The 14,560-nt window shown below is 68.4% G+C and carries 13 protein-coding genes; 5 read left to right on the top strand and 8 right to left on the bottom strand.

The genetic code is table 11. The features are described 5' to 3' along the window. Nucleotides 1–44 precede the first annotated feature (44 nt). The 6 genes from DZG09_RS08255 to mfd all read right to left on the bottom strand — a co-directional run bounded on the left by DZG09_RS08255 (nt 45) and on the right by mfd (nt 7,748). Nucleotides 45–668 (bottom strand): nucleoside triphosphate pyrophosphohydrolase, encoded by a 624-nt coding sequence (locus DZG09_RS08255; protein ID WP_119697459.1) that lies wholly within the window; start codon nt 666–668, stop codon nt 45–47. 146 nt (nt 669–814) lie between these two features. Beyond that, nucleotides 815–1,027 carry an alpha/beta fold hydrolase gene (locus tag DZG09_RS08250; RefSeq protein WP_119697113.1) on the bottom strand — a complete coding sequence of 71 codons (213 nt, stop codon included), beginning with the start codon at nt 1,025–1,027 and terminating at the stop codon, nt 815–817. A 67-nt stretch (nt 1,028–1,094) separates the two neighbouring features. Beyond that, nucleotides 1,095–2,378: an RNA polymerase sigma factor gene (locus DZG09_RS08245; RefSeq protein ID WP_119697112.1), complete on the bottom strand. Its 1,284-nt coding sequence runs from the start codon at nt 2,376–2,378 to the stop codon at nt 1,095–1,097. Between the two features lie 3 nt (nt 2,379–2,381). Further along, nucleotides 2,382–2,729 carry a YciI family protein gene (locus tag DZG09_RS08240; RefSeq protein WP_119697111.1) on the bottom strand — a complete coding sequence of 116 codons (348 nt, stop codon included), beginning with the start codon at nt 2,727–2,729 and terminating at the stop codon, nt 2,382–2,384. 132 nt (nt 2,730–2,861) lie between these two features. Further along, complete coding sequence (locus DZG09_RS08235) at nt 2,862–4,040, bottom strand: Na+/H+ antiporter NhaA (RefSeq protein ID WP_119697110.1); 1,179 nt, start codon at nt 4,038–4,040, stop codon at nt 2,862–2,864. A gap of 81 nt (nt 4,041–4,121) precedes the next feature. Beyond that, a complete protein-coding gene (gene mfd, locus DZG09_RS08230) occupies nt 4,122–7,748 on the bottom strand; it encodes a transcription-repair coupling factor (protein WP_119697109.1) in 3,627 nt (1,208 codons plus the stop codon). 119 nt (nt 7,749–7,867) lie between these two features. Here mfd and DZG09_RS08225 point away from each other — a divergent pair, with 119 nt between their 5' ends. Both DZG09_RS08225 and DZG09_RS16755 read left to right on the top strand, forming a co-directional pair. After that, nucleotides 7,868–8,320 carry a hypothetical protein gene (locus DZG09_RS08225; RefSeq protein WP_119697108.1) on the top strand — a complete coding sequence of 151 codons (453 nt, stop codon included), beginning with the start codon at nt 7,868–7,870 and terminating at the stop codon, nt 8,318–8,320. A 16-nt stretch (nt 8,321–8,336) separates the two neighbouring features. Further along, complete coding sequence (locus tag DZG09_RS16755) at nt 8,337–8,894, top strand: hypothetical protein (protein ID WP_205529097.1); 558 nt, start codon at nt 8,337–8,339, stop codon at nt 8,892–8,894. 69 nt (nt 8,895–8,963) lie between these two features. On the opposite strand, the gene pth is transcribed toward DZG09_RS16755, so the two are convergent. After that, nucleotides 8,964–9,548 carry an aminoacyl-tRNA hydrolase gene (gene pth, locus DZG09_RS08215; RefSeq protein ID WP_119697107.1) on the bottom strand — a complete coding sequence of 195 codons (585 nt, stop codon included), beginning with the start codon at nt 9,546–9,548 and terminating at the stop codon, nt 8,964–8,966. Between the two features lie 129 nt (nt 9,549–9,677). Beyond that, nucleotides 9,678–10,289, bottom strand: coding sequence for a 50S ribosomal protein L25/general stress protein Ctc (locus DZG09_RS08210; protein ID WP_205529096.1), 612 nt, complete (start codon nt 10,287–10,289; stop codon nt 9,678–9,680). A gap of 252 nt (nt 10,290–10,541) precedes the next feature. On the opposite strand from DZG09_RS08210, the gene gndA reads away from it, so the two are divergent. The 3 genes from gndA to DZG09_RS08195 all read left to right on the top strand — a co-directional run bounded on the left by gndA (nt 10,542) and on the right by DZG09_RS08195 (nt 14,558). Beyond that, on the top strand, nt 10,542–11,981 hold the full coding sequence (gndA, locus tag DZG09_RS08205; protein ID WP_205529095.1) for an NADP-dependent phosphogluconate dehydrogenase: 1,440 nt from the start codon (nt 10,542–10,544) through the stop codon (nt 11,979–11,981). 277 nt (nt 11,982–12,258) lie between these two features. After that, a complete protein-coding gene (locus tag DZG09_RS08200; protein ID WP_119697458.1) occupies nt 12,259–12,993 on the top strand; it encodes a response regulator transcription factor in 735 nt (244 codons plus the stop codon). Beyond that, nucleotides 12,990–14,558, top strand: coding sequence for a sensor histidine kinase (locus DZG09_RS08195; RefSeq protein WP_240423771.1), 1,569 nt, complete (start codon nt 12,990–12,992; stop codon nt 14,556–14,558). Before DZG09_RS08200 ends, DZG09_RS08195 begins: the two co-directional genes overlap by 4 nt. The last annotated feature ends 2 nt before the right edge of the window (nt 14,559–14,560 follow it).

The following is a 14,560-nucleotide window of genomic DNA, read 5'->3' as shown; positions in this document are numbered from 1 at the left end:
GCATTCTTCCGCACCTGAGCAGCGGGGCGCAGACCGTGCCCGCGTCACGCCTCCGTGTCGCGGATATCCGACTCGACGGTGCGGACGCTGCTGCGCAGTGCGCGCTCGGCGTCCCAGCCGCGGGCACGGGCGAGGGCGACCAGGCCGAGGATCGTCTCGCCCAGCTCCTCCTCGCTGGCGGGCAGCAGCGGCTCCTCCGCATCGGCCTCGAGCGCCTCGTACGCCGCCGTCGCCTCGATCAGCTCGAGCCCGACGCCGACCTTCTCACCTTTTCCGAGCACCTTCTGCGCCAGTGCGAGCGCGGGCATCGCGTGCGAAACCCCGTCGAGCACCGACGTGCGGTCGCGCTTCTCGGCAGCCTTCGCCGCGCCCCACAGCTCCAGCACGCGCTCCGGCGTCTCGGCGGTCTCACCGGCGAACACGTGCGGATGACGACGCACCATCTTGTCGACGAGGTCGCCGGCGACGTCGTCGATCGTGAAGTCGGAAGCGACCGCCGAGTGGAACAGCACCTGCCAGAGCACGTCACCGAGCTCCTCGCGCAGCCCGGCACGGTCACCGGTCTCGATCGCGTCGATCAGTTCAGCCGATTCCTCCTGCAGGTACGGCGCCAGCTCCTCGTGCGTCATGGCTTTCGACCACACGCACTCAGAGTGCACCTCATCCATCACATCTGCCGCACGCCGCAGCGCATCGCCCCGTTCGCTCACGTGCCCATTCTGACACTCCGCCAACTCCTCAAGTCTCCGGATTCTCTTCCGCTGGCAGCTGCGGAGATGCGGGAGATCTAAACAGCTGCGCTCCGCGGAGCGTGTCAGGAGTCGAGCGCGTGAGGATCCCGGTTCGAAAGGTGGTGCACGAATCGTGGCAGGAGGAGCTTCGCTGACACCATGTGGCCCTGGCCCGCAAGCGGCTCGTGCGTTGCACCGGGAATCACCTCAGCGAGCGCGACGGCTACCTGATGCGGCGACGCGGGGCTGCGCTCCCCCGCCATCACGTGCACCGGCACGGTGATCTGCGCTGCCACGTCGAGCGTCCGCGAAGCGGTCGCGTTCGTCGCGGTCTACGACGCGGGAGTGAGCTGACCCCGTCCGTCAGGTGCACAGCCCGTCGAGCGCGGAAACCAGATACGCGTCCTCGGCCTCATTGCCCGGCAGCTCCAGCGCACGGCGGTATGCCTCAGCGGCGGCCGCGTGCTCGCCGAGTTCCTCGAGCGTCACGGCTCGGGCCGTGTGGAACGGACGGAACCGGGCGAGGACCGGATCTGCGGCGAGCGCGTCGAGGCGGCGCAGGCCCTCGCTCGGGCCCTGTGCCCGCCCCTGCGCGACAGCCTCTCCCAATCGGACGACCGGCCCATCATCGTGCGCGGCCAGCATCCGGTACAGCACCGCGATCTGCGCCCAATCGGTGGCGTCGAAGCTCGGCGCCTCCGAGTGCACCGCCGCAATCGCCGACTGAATGGCAAAGGGGCCCGCACCAGGGCTGCCAGCGGCGCGGGCAGCGAGCGCGAGCCCTTCCCGGATCAGTGCTCGGTTCCAACGCGAACGGTCCTGATCGGCGAGCGCGACCGGATGCCCGTCAGCATCGGCGCGCGCCGGCCGACGTGCGTGTGTGAGCAGCAGGAGTGCGAGCAGCCCCGTGCTCTCGGCAGACCCCGGAGTCAGCTGGTGCAGAATCCGCGCGAGCCGGATCGCCTCCTCGGTGAGATCGTCCCGAGTGTGCGTACTGCCGTTGGAGGCGGCGAATCCCTCGGCGAAGATCAGGTAGACCACCTGTCGCACCACCGGCAGCCGGTCGCGTGCCCGTCCGACGGCGGGCGGAATGAACCGGATGCCCATCGTCCGGATGCGCCGCTTCGCTCTGGTGATGCGCTGCTGCATGGTCGGCACGGGCACGAGCAGGGCGTGGGCGACCTCGCTGGTCGACAGCCCGCCGACGAAACGGAGCGTGAGCGCGAGACGATCCTCGGGAGCCAGCGCCGGGTGCGCACAGGCGAAGAACAGCCCGAGCCTGTCATCAGAAAGGTCGTCTTCGTCCGCCGCGGCGTCCGCAGGGTCGCGGAACGCCGCGGAGACGGGCTCCATCTCTCGCTCAGCCGAGATGCGCGCGAGTCGGCGCGCGTGCATGTCGTCGTGACGCACGATGTCGATCGCACGCCTCGTGGCCGCGGTCGTGAGCCACGCGGCCGGGGAATCCGGTACGCCGGAGCGCGGCCAGCGCTCCAGTGCCCGCACGACCGCTTCGTGCAGCACGTCCTCGGCGAGGTCGAGATCGCCGAACCGCCGGGCGAGGACGGCGATGATCCGTGACTGCGCGTCGCGATCGACGCCGTCGATCGCATCTCGCGCCGCCTCTTTGCCCGGCGCTTCAGTGCTCATCGCTCAGTACGGCGCGACGGGACGCAGCTCGACGTGACCGCCCGGGGCGGATCCCGGGCTCTTCTTCGCCCACTCGATCGCCTCGTCGACTCCGTCGACGTCGATGATGTACACACCCCCGACGAACTCCTGCACCTCGGCGAACGGACCGGACGACGTGATCCGGCCGCCGTCCGCGTTGCTCGCCACCTTCACTGCGACATCCTGATCCTCCAGTGCGAACGACGTGACGACGACGCCGGCCTCGGTGATCTCCTTGTCGAAGGCGAAGAACTCCTCGGGGTCGGCTCCTCCGTCCTCACCGCAGTCGGGGTCGTTGTGGTGTCCCATCAGCAGCATCGCGTACTTCATGGTGTCTCCTCGGTTCGGTCTGCCGCGACCGTGCGGTGCGGCCCCTTCGTGTGCGCCGAGCCGATCGGCCCGACACCATGTTGACGGATGAGGGTGCCGCACATCGACACGTTCGGAGAAGAAAGTTCCCCTCTATGCCTTCTCGTCCTCTGCAGAGCCGACGCCCTGCGCCGCGAGACGGCGGTAGTGGCGCGCCCTGGCCGAGACCAGGAAGGCCGCGATGATGAGCGAGATGAACGATCCGATGAGCACGCCGAGAACCGCTTCGTCGGCGACCATCGGGTGCGCGGCGAAGGCGAGGCGCGACAGCAGCAGCGACACCGTGAAGCCGATGCCCCCGAGCGCGGCCGCCGGCAGCATGTCGGCGACGCTGAGCCCCGGATCGCCGTTCTTCCGCCCGATGAAGTTCGACAGCCAGCCGAACAGTGTGATGCCGATGATCTTCCCCACAGGCAGCGCGACGATGATCGCGAACATCGCGGGAGAGAGCTCGCTGATCGGCACAGCCGGAACGGCCACCAACGCGGAGAAGAACGCGAAGATCGGCAGCACGATGCCGTTCACCCATGGTTCGAGCGCGTGGCTGGCGCGCAGACCCTCGTCCTGTCGGATGACCAGCCCGAGCATGACGCCCGCGATCGTCGCATGCACGCCGGAGAGGTAGATGAACGCCCATGCGGCGAGCGCCACGATGATCATCAGCGCGACGACGATGCGGGTGTTCGTCTCGGAGCGCAGACGGCTCAGGATCGCGAAGACCACGATGAGCGCGACGCCGATCACGAGGTTGAGCAGGTCGATGTCGGTGGTGAACAGGAACGCGATGAACAGGATGCCGACGATGTCGTCGATGATCGCGAGCGCGAGCAGGAACACACGCACCTGCTTCGGCAGTCCCTTGCCGAACATCGCGAGCACACCGAGGGCGAACGCGATGTCCGTGGCGGTCGGGATCGGCCAGCCGTTGATCGTGTCGCGATCGTTGGCGATCAGCACGTAGGCGAGGATCGGCACGAGCACGCCGCCGAGCGCCGCGATAGCCGGCCTGAGGGCCTTCTGCACGCTGTTGAGCTGCCCCTTGGTGAGCTCGAACTGCAGTTCCACCGCCGCAGTGAAGAAGAAGATCGCCAACAGCAGGTCGGCGACCCAGTGCGAGAGCGACAGGTTCAGGCCGATCGCGGCAGGGCCGATCTCGGTGTGGCTCCAATGGATGAGCTCTTCGCCGAACGGCATGTTCGCGAGGAGGAGCCCCAGCGCCGCAGCGCCGAGGAGCAGGAAGGCGGGGAACCGCTCAGAACGAAGCAGCTTCATAGGGTCCTTTCGGTCAACGACTGCCCGCGGACCGTCGGGCCCGCGACGCCGACCAGACTTCCCGGCACACCGGCCACGATTCTACGCGGACTGCGCATCAACGCTCGCATCCGGAGTGTCCTCCTTCTTCGGGAGCGGGAACAGGGCATCGAGGAGCTGCTCCACCCATTCCAGCAGCAGTTCGTCCTGGCCGGGCTCGATCTTCGTCGGCAGCGGCACCACCATCGCCTCTCCTCCCGCCAGCAGTTTGGCGTTCGGATACAGGCGTTTCAGTCGCACCTGCATGGAATCCGGCAGATTCGCCGGTGCGATGCGGAGGTTCTTACCCATCGCCACAACGTCGCTGAGCCCGGAACGGCTGGCGCGGCGACGCAGCCGCGCGACGCGCACAAGTCCGATGACCTCCGCAGGCGGTCCGCCGTACCGGTCGGCGAGCTCCTCTACGACGAGGTCGATGGCATCCTCCTCCGCCGAGGCAGCGGCCGCGGCGGAGAGCTTCTGGTACGCCTCGAGGCGCAGCCGTTCGCTGTCGATGTACGATTCCGGCACACGCGCATCGACAGGCAGCTCGAGCCGCAGCTCCGTCGGCCCTTCGGTCTCATCGCCGCGGAAGGTCGACACGGCCTCTCCGATCATCCGGAGGTACAGGTCGAAGCCGACTCCGGCGATGTGCCCGGCCTGATCGGCTCCCAACAGGTTCCCGGCGCCGCGCAGCTCAAGGTCCTTCATGGCGACCTGCGTACCGCTGCCGAGGTCGTTGTGCACGGCTATCGTCTCGAGCCTGTCGGCGGCCGTCTCGCTGAGCGGCTTCATCTCGTCGTACACGAAGTATGCGTATGCGCGCTCACGGCCGCGCCCGACCCGCCCGCGCAGCTGGTGCAGCTGGGCGAGGCCGTATCTGTCGGCGCGGTCGATGATGATGGTGTTCGCGTTGGTGATGTCCATCCCGGTCTCGATGATCGTGGTGCACACGAGCACGTCGAACTTGCGCTCCCAGAAGTCGTCGACGACCTGTTCGAGCTGCTGCTCGCCCATCCGGCCGTGCGCCACCGCGATCCGGGCCTCCGGCACCAGCTCCGCGATGCGACTGGCGATCTGCTGGATCGACTGCACGCGGTTGTGCACGTAGAACACCTGCCCCTCGCGCAGCAGCTCTCGACGGATCGCCGCGGTGAGCTGCTTGTCGTTGCGCGGGCCGACGTACGACAGGATCGGGTGGCGATCCTCGGGCGGCGTCTGCAGAGTCGACATCTCCCGGATGCCCGTGACGGCCATCTCCAGCGTGCGCGGGATGGGCGTGGCACTCATCGCGAGGATGTCGACATTGGTCTTCAGCTTCTTCAGCGCGTCCTTGTGCTCGACGCCGAAGCGCTGCTCCTCATCGACGATCATCAGGCCGAGGTCCTTGAACTTCACACGCTCGGTGAGGATCCGGTGCGTGCCTATCACCATGTCGACGGTGCCGTCGGCCAGCCCCTGCACGACCTCGCGGGCCTGTTTGTCGCTCTGAAAGCGGCTGAGCGACCGCACCTGCACGGGGAAACCGGCGAACCGCTCGGCGAACGTCTCGAAGTGCTGCTTGACCAGCAGGGTCGTCGGCACCAGCATCGCGACCTGCTTGCCGTCTTGGATCGCCTTGAACGCTGCGCGAACGGCGACCTCGGTCTTGCCGAAGCCGACGTCGCCGGAGAGCAGTCTGTCCATGGGCTGCGGGCTCTCCATGTCGCGCTTGATCTCGTCGATCGTCTGCAGCTGGTCGGGGGTCTCGGCGAACGGGAACGCCTCCTCCAGCTCGCGCTGCCACGGGGTGTCGGGACCGAACGCGTGGCCCTTGGCCGCCATCCGTGCCGAATAGAGCTTGACGAGCTCGACGGCGATGTCGCGGACGGCCCTGCGCGCCTTGCTCTTGGCCTGCGCCCAGTCGCTGCCGCCCATCTTCGACAGCTGCGGGTCCTCGCCGCCGACGTACTTCGAGAGCTGGTCGAGCTGGTCGGTGGGAACGTGCAGCTTGTCACCGGGACGGCCGCGCTTGCTGGGCGCGTATTCGAGCACGAGGTACTCGCGCTCGCTCTTGACCGCGTTCCGCCCGCCCGTCGACACTTCGCGCTTGACCATCTCGACGAAGCGGCCGATGCCGTGCGTGGCGTGCACGACGTGGTCGCCCTTCTTCAGCTGCAACGGGTCGACGACGTTGCGCCGACGCGAGGCGAGCTTCTTGGCGCCGAGGTTCGTTCCGCCGATCGCCCTGCCGTAGAACTCGTTCTCGGTGAGCACGGAGAGCTGCGCCTCGGCGGATTCGAAGCCGCGCTCGAGTGAGGCGCGCACGAGCGTGGCGACTCCCGGCTCCGGCGCGTCCGTCAGCTCTTCGACGATGCGCGCCGCTTGACCTCGTTCGCTGAGCACGTCCCTGGCCCGTTCGACGAGGCCCGCTCCCTCGGCGGCGACGACGACGGCCCAGCCGTCGCGCAGCCTGCCTGCGATGTGCTCCGTTGCGCCCTCGACGTTCCCCTGAAACGACGGAACGGCCTCCGATCGCACCCTGGTCGCTCCGCCGTCCGGGACGACGTCTTCCCCCGCCTCCGCGAGTTCCGCACTGATTTCGGCGATGCCGGCGTCGAACGGGCTGAGCGACCACCATACGCCGCCGCCGGATCGCACATCCTCCCGCAGGCGGGAGATCGGCAGGAAGTCGCCCGCGTCGAGGTCGACGGGCGCATCTCCGCCCCCGGTTGCGACGGCCCATGCCGCCTCGAGGAACTCACGGTTCGTCTCGCCGAGCGTGAGCGCGCGAGTGATGGCGCGCTCCGGATCGACCAGAGCGACCGACGAGGCCGGTGGCATATATGCGGGCAGCGACACGAGCGGGCCGGCGACCACAGGGCTGAGCGATTCCATGCCCTCGACAGGAATCCCGTTCGACATCTTCTCGAGCATCTGGGCGATGCCCGGCATGGAGTCCTGCAACTCGAGCGCACGTTCACGCACCTCGTCGGTCAGCAGCAGCTCGCGGCTCGGCACCAGTTCCACGCCGTCGATGTCGCCGGGGAGCGACCGCTGGTCGGCAACGGAGAACGCCCGGATCTGGTCGACCTCGTCCCCGAACAGCTCGATGCGGTACGGATGATCGGCGACGGGTGGGAAGACGTCCACGATGCCGCCGCGCACGGCGAACTCGCCGCGGCGCGAGACCATGTCGACACGGGCATACGCGCGCTCCACCAACCCGGCGACGAGCTCGTCGAGATCGCAGGCGCGCTCGCCGACCCGCAGGTCGATCGACGAGATCTCGGCCAGGCCCGGCACGATCGGCTGCACCGCGGCGCGCACCGATGCGGTGACCACGATCGGGTGATCGCCGTTCCACGCGGCGAGCGCGCGGAGGGTCGTCAGCCGACGCCCGACGGTCTCCGGGCTGGGGCTGAGCCGTTCGTGCGGAAGCGTCTCCCACGCAGGGAAGCTCAGCACGGTCGCATCCGGAACGAGAGATTCGATGGCGGCGCCGAGCGCGTCGGCTCTGCGGCCCGTCGGCGCGATCGCCAGCAGAGCGGGAGGACGACCGGCGGCCGCGCGTCGTTCCAGCATGGCGGCCAACAGCGGCGCGTCCAGCCCCGATGCACACGAAAGCTCCGCGTCGACGGCCGCCTCGGCGAGCGCATCACGATAGCTTTCGGAACGTTCGAGGGCGCGCTCGATGCCGTGAACTGTCACCGCCCGAGTCTACGCGCCTCCGAACCGCATCGGAACGGCACCGCGGGCGCGACGCGCGGACGGCGGATGGGTGGGAACGCCATACTGCGAGCGCGCCGGGCGCACCGTAGCATGGAGGCATGACGTATCAGGGAGGGTATGCGGCTCCGTATCAGCCGCCCGTCGACCCTCGATACGCGCCCGTCGTCGCGCCGCGGCCCAAGCGCACAGCTCCCCGCCTCGGACGAGTCGCGATCGTGCTCGCGATCGGAGCGTTCGTCCTCGCGGCCGTCCCCCTCTGGTTCGCCGGCCATGGCTCCGGCAGGGCGATCGGCGCGAGCGCATTCCTGGATTCCGGAGTCTGGACCTGGGCGATCCTCGCACCCGCGCGATCGCTGATCATCATCGGTGAGGTCGGTTTCTGGCTCGGCAGCGCGCTCGGCGTCTGGGCGCTGACCCAGGGCATCATCGCGCTGCGAGGACAGCGCGGCCGCGCCCCGGCAGTGTGGGCGATCGTCGTCGCCGCTTCCTCCCCCATCCTGCTCGCCGCGCTCACGGGCGCTGCCCTTGCCGTCGGCGTCGCCGCCGCTTAAGAGAAAGGGACGACACATGTCGACTCCACCGGTTCCTCCGCAGCCGAACAACCAGCCGGGTCACCCGGGCCAGCCGCCGCAGGGCCAGCCGGGACAGGCCTACCCGCAGCAGCCGGGCCAGGGCTACCAGGGCCAGGGATACCCGCAGCAGCAGCAGCCCGGGTACTACCCGGCACCGCCGCAGCCGCGACCCGCCCGTCCGAAGGGATCGCCGACGCTCGGCATCATCGCCGCCGTCGCCTCCGTGATCGCCGTCATCGCGGGGAGCGTGATCGTCGGCGTGGCCTCCACAGCCCTCGCCGGATATGTCTCCGATGCGGCCGGCTCCGACTACAGCTACACCGGCTTCGAGGATGCGGAGTTCCTGCCCTACCTGTTCGGCATCTTCGCCGGGTTCGGCGTCTACGGACTCTTCGGCATGTGGGGCCTGATCCAGGGCATCGTCGCGACCGTGCTCAACCGCGGCCGCGGCTGGGGCATCGCCGCGATCGTGATCTCGGTCGTCGGAATCGTGCCGGTGATGATCACCTACGTCGCCACCTTCGTGTCGTCCATCCCGTTCGACACCATGTGACGCACATCCGGATGCCGCGAGGCCCGTCACCTTCCGAAGGTGACGGGCCTCGCGCTGTTCCTGTGCGCGCTACGGTCGCGGCGCGTGTGCGCGCTGCTGGGCGGCGACCAGGCCGTCCTCCACAATGCGCTCCACCGCGTCCGCGGCGTCGACGAGCAGGTTCCCGAGATCCTGCCTCTCGCCGGCGGAGAACGGTGAGAGCACCCAGTCGGCGGGGTCATGGCGACCAGGCGGGCGGCCGATGCCGACGCGCACCCGGATGAACTCGCCGCTGCCGAGTGCCTTCGCCACGTCACGCACGCCGTTGTGCCCGCCGTGGCCGCCGCCGAGCTTGAGCTTGAGCGAGTCGAACGGGATGTCGAGCTCGTCGTGCACGACGATCACCCGGCCAGGATCGATCGAGAAGAACTTCGCCAGCGACGACACCGGCCCGCCCGAGACGTTCATGAACGAGTTCGGCTTCGCCAGCACGAGCTTCGCAGCGCCGGGGCGCACCCAGGTCTCGGCAACGCGTGCATTCGCCTTGTGCTGCCCGAATGACTCGCCTCGACGGGCGGCCAGTTCGTCGACGACCATCTGGCCGACGTTGTGCCTGGTCAGCTCGTAGCGAGGGCCGGGGTTTCCGAGCCCGGCGATCAGCCATGTGTCGACCACGGCTCTCCTTTCACGAAAAAGCGAGGGGGTGCGATCATCATCGCACCCCCTCGCAGAGACGTCGTGGTGTCAGAGCTCGCGCCGACAGGCCGCCTGACTCGCGTCACCGACGTCCGTCGGTGCGACCTCTTACTCTGCAGCCTCCTCCGACGCGGCCTCGCCCTCGGCTGCGGCCTCGCCCTCCTCCAGCTCGTCCTCCTCGCCGCGCGGCGTCGAGATCGACACCAGCAGCAGCTCGGGGTCGTCGGCGAGCGTGACGCCCTCCGGCATCTCGACGTCCTTGGCGTAGACGTACGTGCCGTCCTCAAGACCGTCGATCGAAACCGTCAGGGTCTCGGGGATGTGGAACGCCTCTGCCTCGACCGTGATGGCCGATGCCGACTGCGTGTGGATCGTGCCGGCGAAGCTCTCGCCCTCGATCACGAACGGCACGTCGACCTGCATCTTCTCGCCGCGCTTGATCGAGATCAGGTCGATGTGCTCGATGATCGAGCGCACCGGGTCGCGCTGCACATCCTTGACGAGCACGAGCTCGCTCTTGCCCTCGACGTCGAGGTCGATGACGGCGTTCGCGTGGCGAACGATCAGGCCAGTCTCGTGGCCGGGCAGCGCGACGTGGGTCGGATCGTTGCCGTGGCCGTAGATGACAGCAGGGATCTTGCCGGCCGCGCGCAGACGGCGCGCGTAGCCCTTGCCGAACTCGGTGCGGACAGACGCCGCGAGAGTGTTCTTGTCGCTCATGATTCTCCTCGTACTCGCGGCATGTGGCTGCCACGGTGGTTAAGCTTCTCGACTCGAACGCGACACGTGAGGAGAGCATGGCGGCCCGCACACCCGCGTCGATAACGGATGCCGTTCATGGCTATCCCTCGCCGAGGTCGCCTCCATCGTACCCGACGAATCATCCGAAAGAGAATCGCTGTGCGACTCCGTATCGCGTCGTCGAACCGTTCGCGTCTCTCTGACGCTCCCCGGGGCGATAGCCTTGTACGCATGAGTGCGAATATCGGAGTCGTCGGACTTGCCGTGATGGGGTCGAATCTGGCCCGCAACCTTGCCAGCCGCGAAGGGAACACGGTCGCGGTGTACAACCGCAGTCGTGAGAAGACCGACACGCTGGTGAGCGAGCACCCCGAGGCCGGGTTCATCCCCGCGTTCTCCTACGAGGAGTTCGCCGCGTCGCTGTCGAAGCCCCGCGCGGCGATCATCATGGTCAAGGCCGGCCGTGGCACGGACGCGGTCATCGATGAACTCGTCAAGGTCTTCGAGCCCGGCGACATCATCGTCGACGGCGGCAACGCCTACTTCCCCGACACGATCCGCCGTGAGAAGGCCGTCCGCGAGACGGGCATCAACTTCGTCGGCGCCGGCATCTCCGGCGGCGAAGAGGGCGCACTCAACGGTCCGTCGATCATGCCAGGCGGCTCCGACGAGTCGTGGGTGACGCTCGGGCCGATCCTCGAGTCGATCGCCGCAGTCGCAGAGGGCGAACCCTGCGTGACCCACGTCGGCCACGACGGCGCCGGCCACTTCGTGAAGATGGTGCACAACGGCATCGAGTACGCCGACATGCAGCTGATCGCCGAGGCCTACGATCTGATCCGGCGCGGCACCGGCAAGACCCCGGCCGAGATCGCCGATGTGTTCGCCAAGTGGAACACCGGCGAGCTCGAGTCGTATCTCATCGAGATCACCGCCGAGGTGCTGCGCCAGAACGACGCGGCGACGGGCAAGCCGCTCGTGGACGTCATCCTCGACCAGGCCGGCGCCAAGGGCACCGGAGCCTGGACGGTGCAGACCGCACTCTCGCTCGGCGTTCCCGTCTCCGGCATCGCTGAGGCCACCTTCGCCCGCTCCCTCTCCTCCCACCCCGAGCAGCGCGCCGTGGCGGCGACGCTCCCTGGGCCCGGCGAGGAGTTCCAGGTCGATGACGCCGATGCGTTCATCGAGGACGTCGCCCAGGCGCTGTTCGCCTCCAAGATCATCGCGTACTCGCAGGGCTTCGACGAGATCCGCGCAGGCGCCGAGGAGTACGGCTGGACGATCGATCTCGGCGCCGTCTCGAAGATCTGGCGCGAGGGCTGCATCATCCGCGCCCAGTTCCTGAACCGCATCGCCGATGCCTACGCCGAGCAGCCGGATCTGCCCGTGCTCGCCGCGGCTCCGTACTTCGCCGATGCGCTCACCCGCGGCCAGGCCGCATGGCGTCGCGTCGTCATCGCCGCCACACAGGCGGGAATCCCCTCGCCGGCGTTCAGTTCGTCGCTGGCGTACTACGACGGCATCCGCGCGGAGCGCCTGCCGGCCGCGCTGGTGCAGGGGCAGCGCGACTTCTTCGGTGCGCACACCTACAAGCGCATCGACAAGGAGGGCACCTTCCACACGCTGTGGTCGGGCGACCGCTCCGAGATCGAGGCCGAAGACACGCACTGATCTCAGCGCTCTCAGCGGGCCGATCCGGATGATCCGGGGCGGCCCGCTGCTGTTCCAGGCGTCCCGTGCTCAGGTGCGCCGGAACGCGGTTCCCGGATGACCGTGGCGCAATTTCTCACACGGGATCCGACGCGCACGAACGCATAGCGCAGATCGGCGCACCGGAAGGCCCGACGAGTGAGGTCGCGAAGCGGCGGCGGCCACCCGCGCCGATTTCACAGGCGACGCATAGCACACGCCATAGCGGACGCATAGATTCGTGCGCACAATGGAGTACATGACCGATCCGCACGCTCCCCTCGCCCGGCCCGACGGCTCGCCCGTTCGCGTGCTCGTCGTCGACGACGAGCAGATGCTCACCGATCTGCTCTCCATGGCGCTGAAGATGGAGGGCTGGGAAGTGCGCGCAGAGGCGAGCGGTTTCGACGCGCTGCGCGCCGCAAGCGAGTTCGCGCCTGATGCGGTCGTGCTCGACATCATGATGCCCGATCTCGACGGCATGGCGGTGATGCAGCGACTGCGCCAGTCGGGCGACGACGTGCCGATCCTGTTCCTCACCGCGAAGGACGCGGTCTCGGACCGCGTCGCCGGCCTCACCGCTGGCGGCGACGACTACGTCACCAAGCCGTTCAGCCTCGAAGAGGTCGTCGCCCGCCTGCGCGCTCTGATGCGCCGTACCGGCGTGCAGCCCGCGGAGGAGGACCCGGTGCTCCGCGTGGGCGACCTCAGCCTGAATGAGGACAGCCACGAGGTCGATCGCGACGGGCGCGAGATCGAGCTGACGGCCACCGAGTTCGAACTGCTGCGCTTCCTGATGCGCAACCCGCGCCGCGTGCTGAGCAAGGCGCAGATTCTCGACCGCGTGTGGAACTACGACTTCGGAGGGCGCTCCAGCGTCGTCGAGCTCTACATCTCGTACCTGCGCAAGAAGATCGACGCCGGCGGCGATCCGCTGATCCACACCGTGCGCGGCGCCGGATACATGATCAAGGCACCTCAGAAGGAATCGTGAGCCGGATCCCGGCGACGGGTGCCCCACCGCCGCAGCAACCGACCGACGAGACTCCGACCGGGTCGGTCGCACCGGGGCGGCTCACCGGAAAGATGAGCATGCAGTCGCGGCTGATGGCGACGGTGTTCGCGATCGTCGCCGGCATCCTGCTGGTGGTCGCACTCGTCACGAGCGCCGTGCTGACCACCGTGCTCAACGCGAGCGTCGACGAACGCCTCAAGAACACGAGCGAATCCCTCGGGCCGGAGTTCGGCAAGAACGCAGCCGCCGGCGATCCTGTCGGTCAGTTGCAGGACTCACGCGCCGCGCCAGGCACGATGCTGATCTTCGGGACGAGTTCCGGCGGCGCGGCCGGTGCCTACTTCACCGAGGACTTCTCGGCACAGTCGCTGTCAGCGCAGCAGATATCCGAAGTGCTTGCGGTCATCACGGACGTCCGTCCGCACACGGTGAAGCTCTCCGGCATCGGAAGCTTCAGAGTGCAGGCGCTGATCGACGGCTCCTCTGGCAAAGTGCTCGGAGTGCTGGGACTGGCGACCAGCAGCGAGAGCGAGACGCTGGCCCGGATGCTGTGGGCGATCGGCCTGGTCACAGCGGGCGGTATGGTCGGCCTCGGGGTCGCGACCAGCGTGATCATCCGGAGAGGCCTGCGTCCGCTGCGCGACATCGCTGAGACCGCCACACGCGTCTCGCGCCAGCGCCTCGACCAGGGCGACGTGTCGATCGCCGAGCGCGTTCCGCACGACCAGGCCGACCCTGCGACCGAGGTCGGACAGGTGGGCTCCTCGCTGAACACGCTGCTCGACCACGTTGAGAACTCCCTGTCGGCGCGCGAGCGCAATGAGGCGACCATGCGCCGCTTCGTCGCCGATGCCAGCCACGAGCTGCGCACTCCGTTGGCGTCCATCCGGGGCTATTCGGAGCTGTCGCTGCGGGACCCCACGCTGTCCGACACCACGGAGCAGTCGCTCGAGCGCATTCAGGCGCAGTCGCTGAGGATGACGGGGCTGGTGGAGGATCTTCTCCTGCTGGCGCGGCTCGACGAGGGTCAGGAAGTGGTCATCGACGCGGTCGATCTCACCGAGGTCGCCGTGTACGCGCTGGTCGATCAGCAGGTGGCCGCGCCGGACCATGCCTGGAGCGTGGAGGCCGACGAGGAGCCGCTCATCGTCGCAGGAGACGGTGCCAGGCTCAGCCAGGTGTTCGTGAATCTGCTCGCCAACGCGCGAACGCACACCCCCGCAGACACTGAGGTGACGCTGCGCGTGCACCGCGAAGGCGAGGGCAGCGCCACGCGTGCCGTGGTGCAGGTGCACGACAACGGGCCTGGCATCGACGATGGGCTGCAGGCGGAGATGTTCTCGCGGTTCGCGCGCGGCGACGTGTCGCGAGCGCGCAAGACGGGAGGCACGGGTCTCGGCCTGGCGATCGCAAAGGCCATCATCGAGGCGCACCACGGCACGATCAGCATGCGCAGCTCACCGGGCGACACGACGTTCGAGGTGCGCCTGCCCGCGAAGCCCCTGGACGCGGTGCCGGACGGCGATCAAGACGCATTGACATAGTC

It is taken from the genome of Microbacterium halotolerans (assembly GCF_003569805.1).
Taxonomy (GTDB): Bacteria; Actinomycetota; Actinomycetes; order Actinomycetales; family Microbacteriaceae; genus Microbacterium; species Microbacterium halotolerans.
The sequence above is the reverse complement of the archived record's forward strand: the minus strand, read 5'-3'. Positions and strand labels throughout refer to the sequence as shown.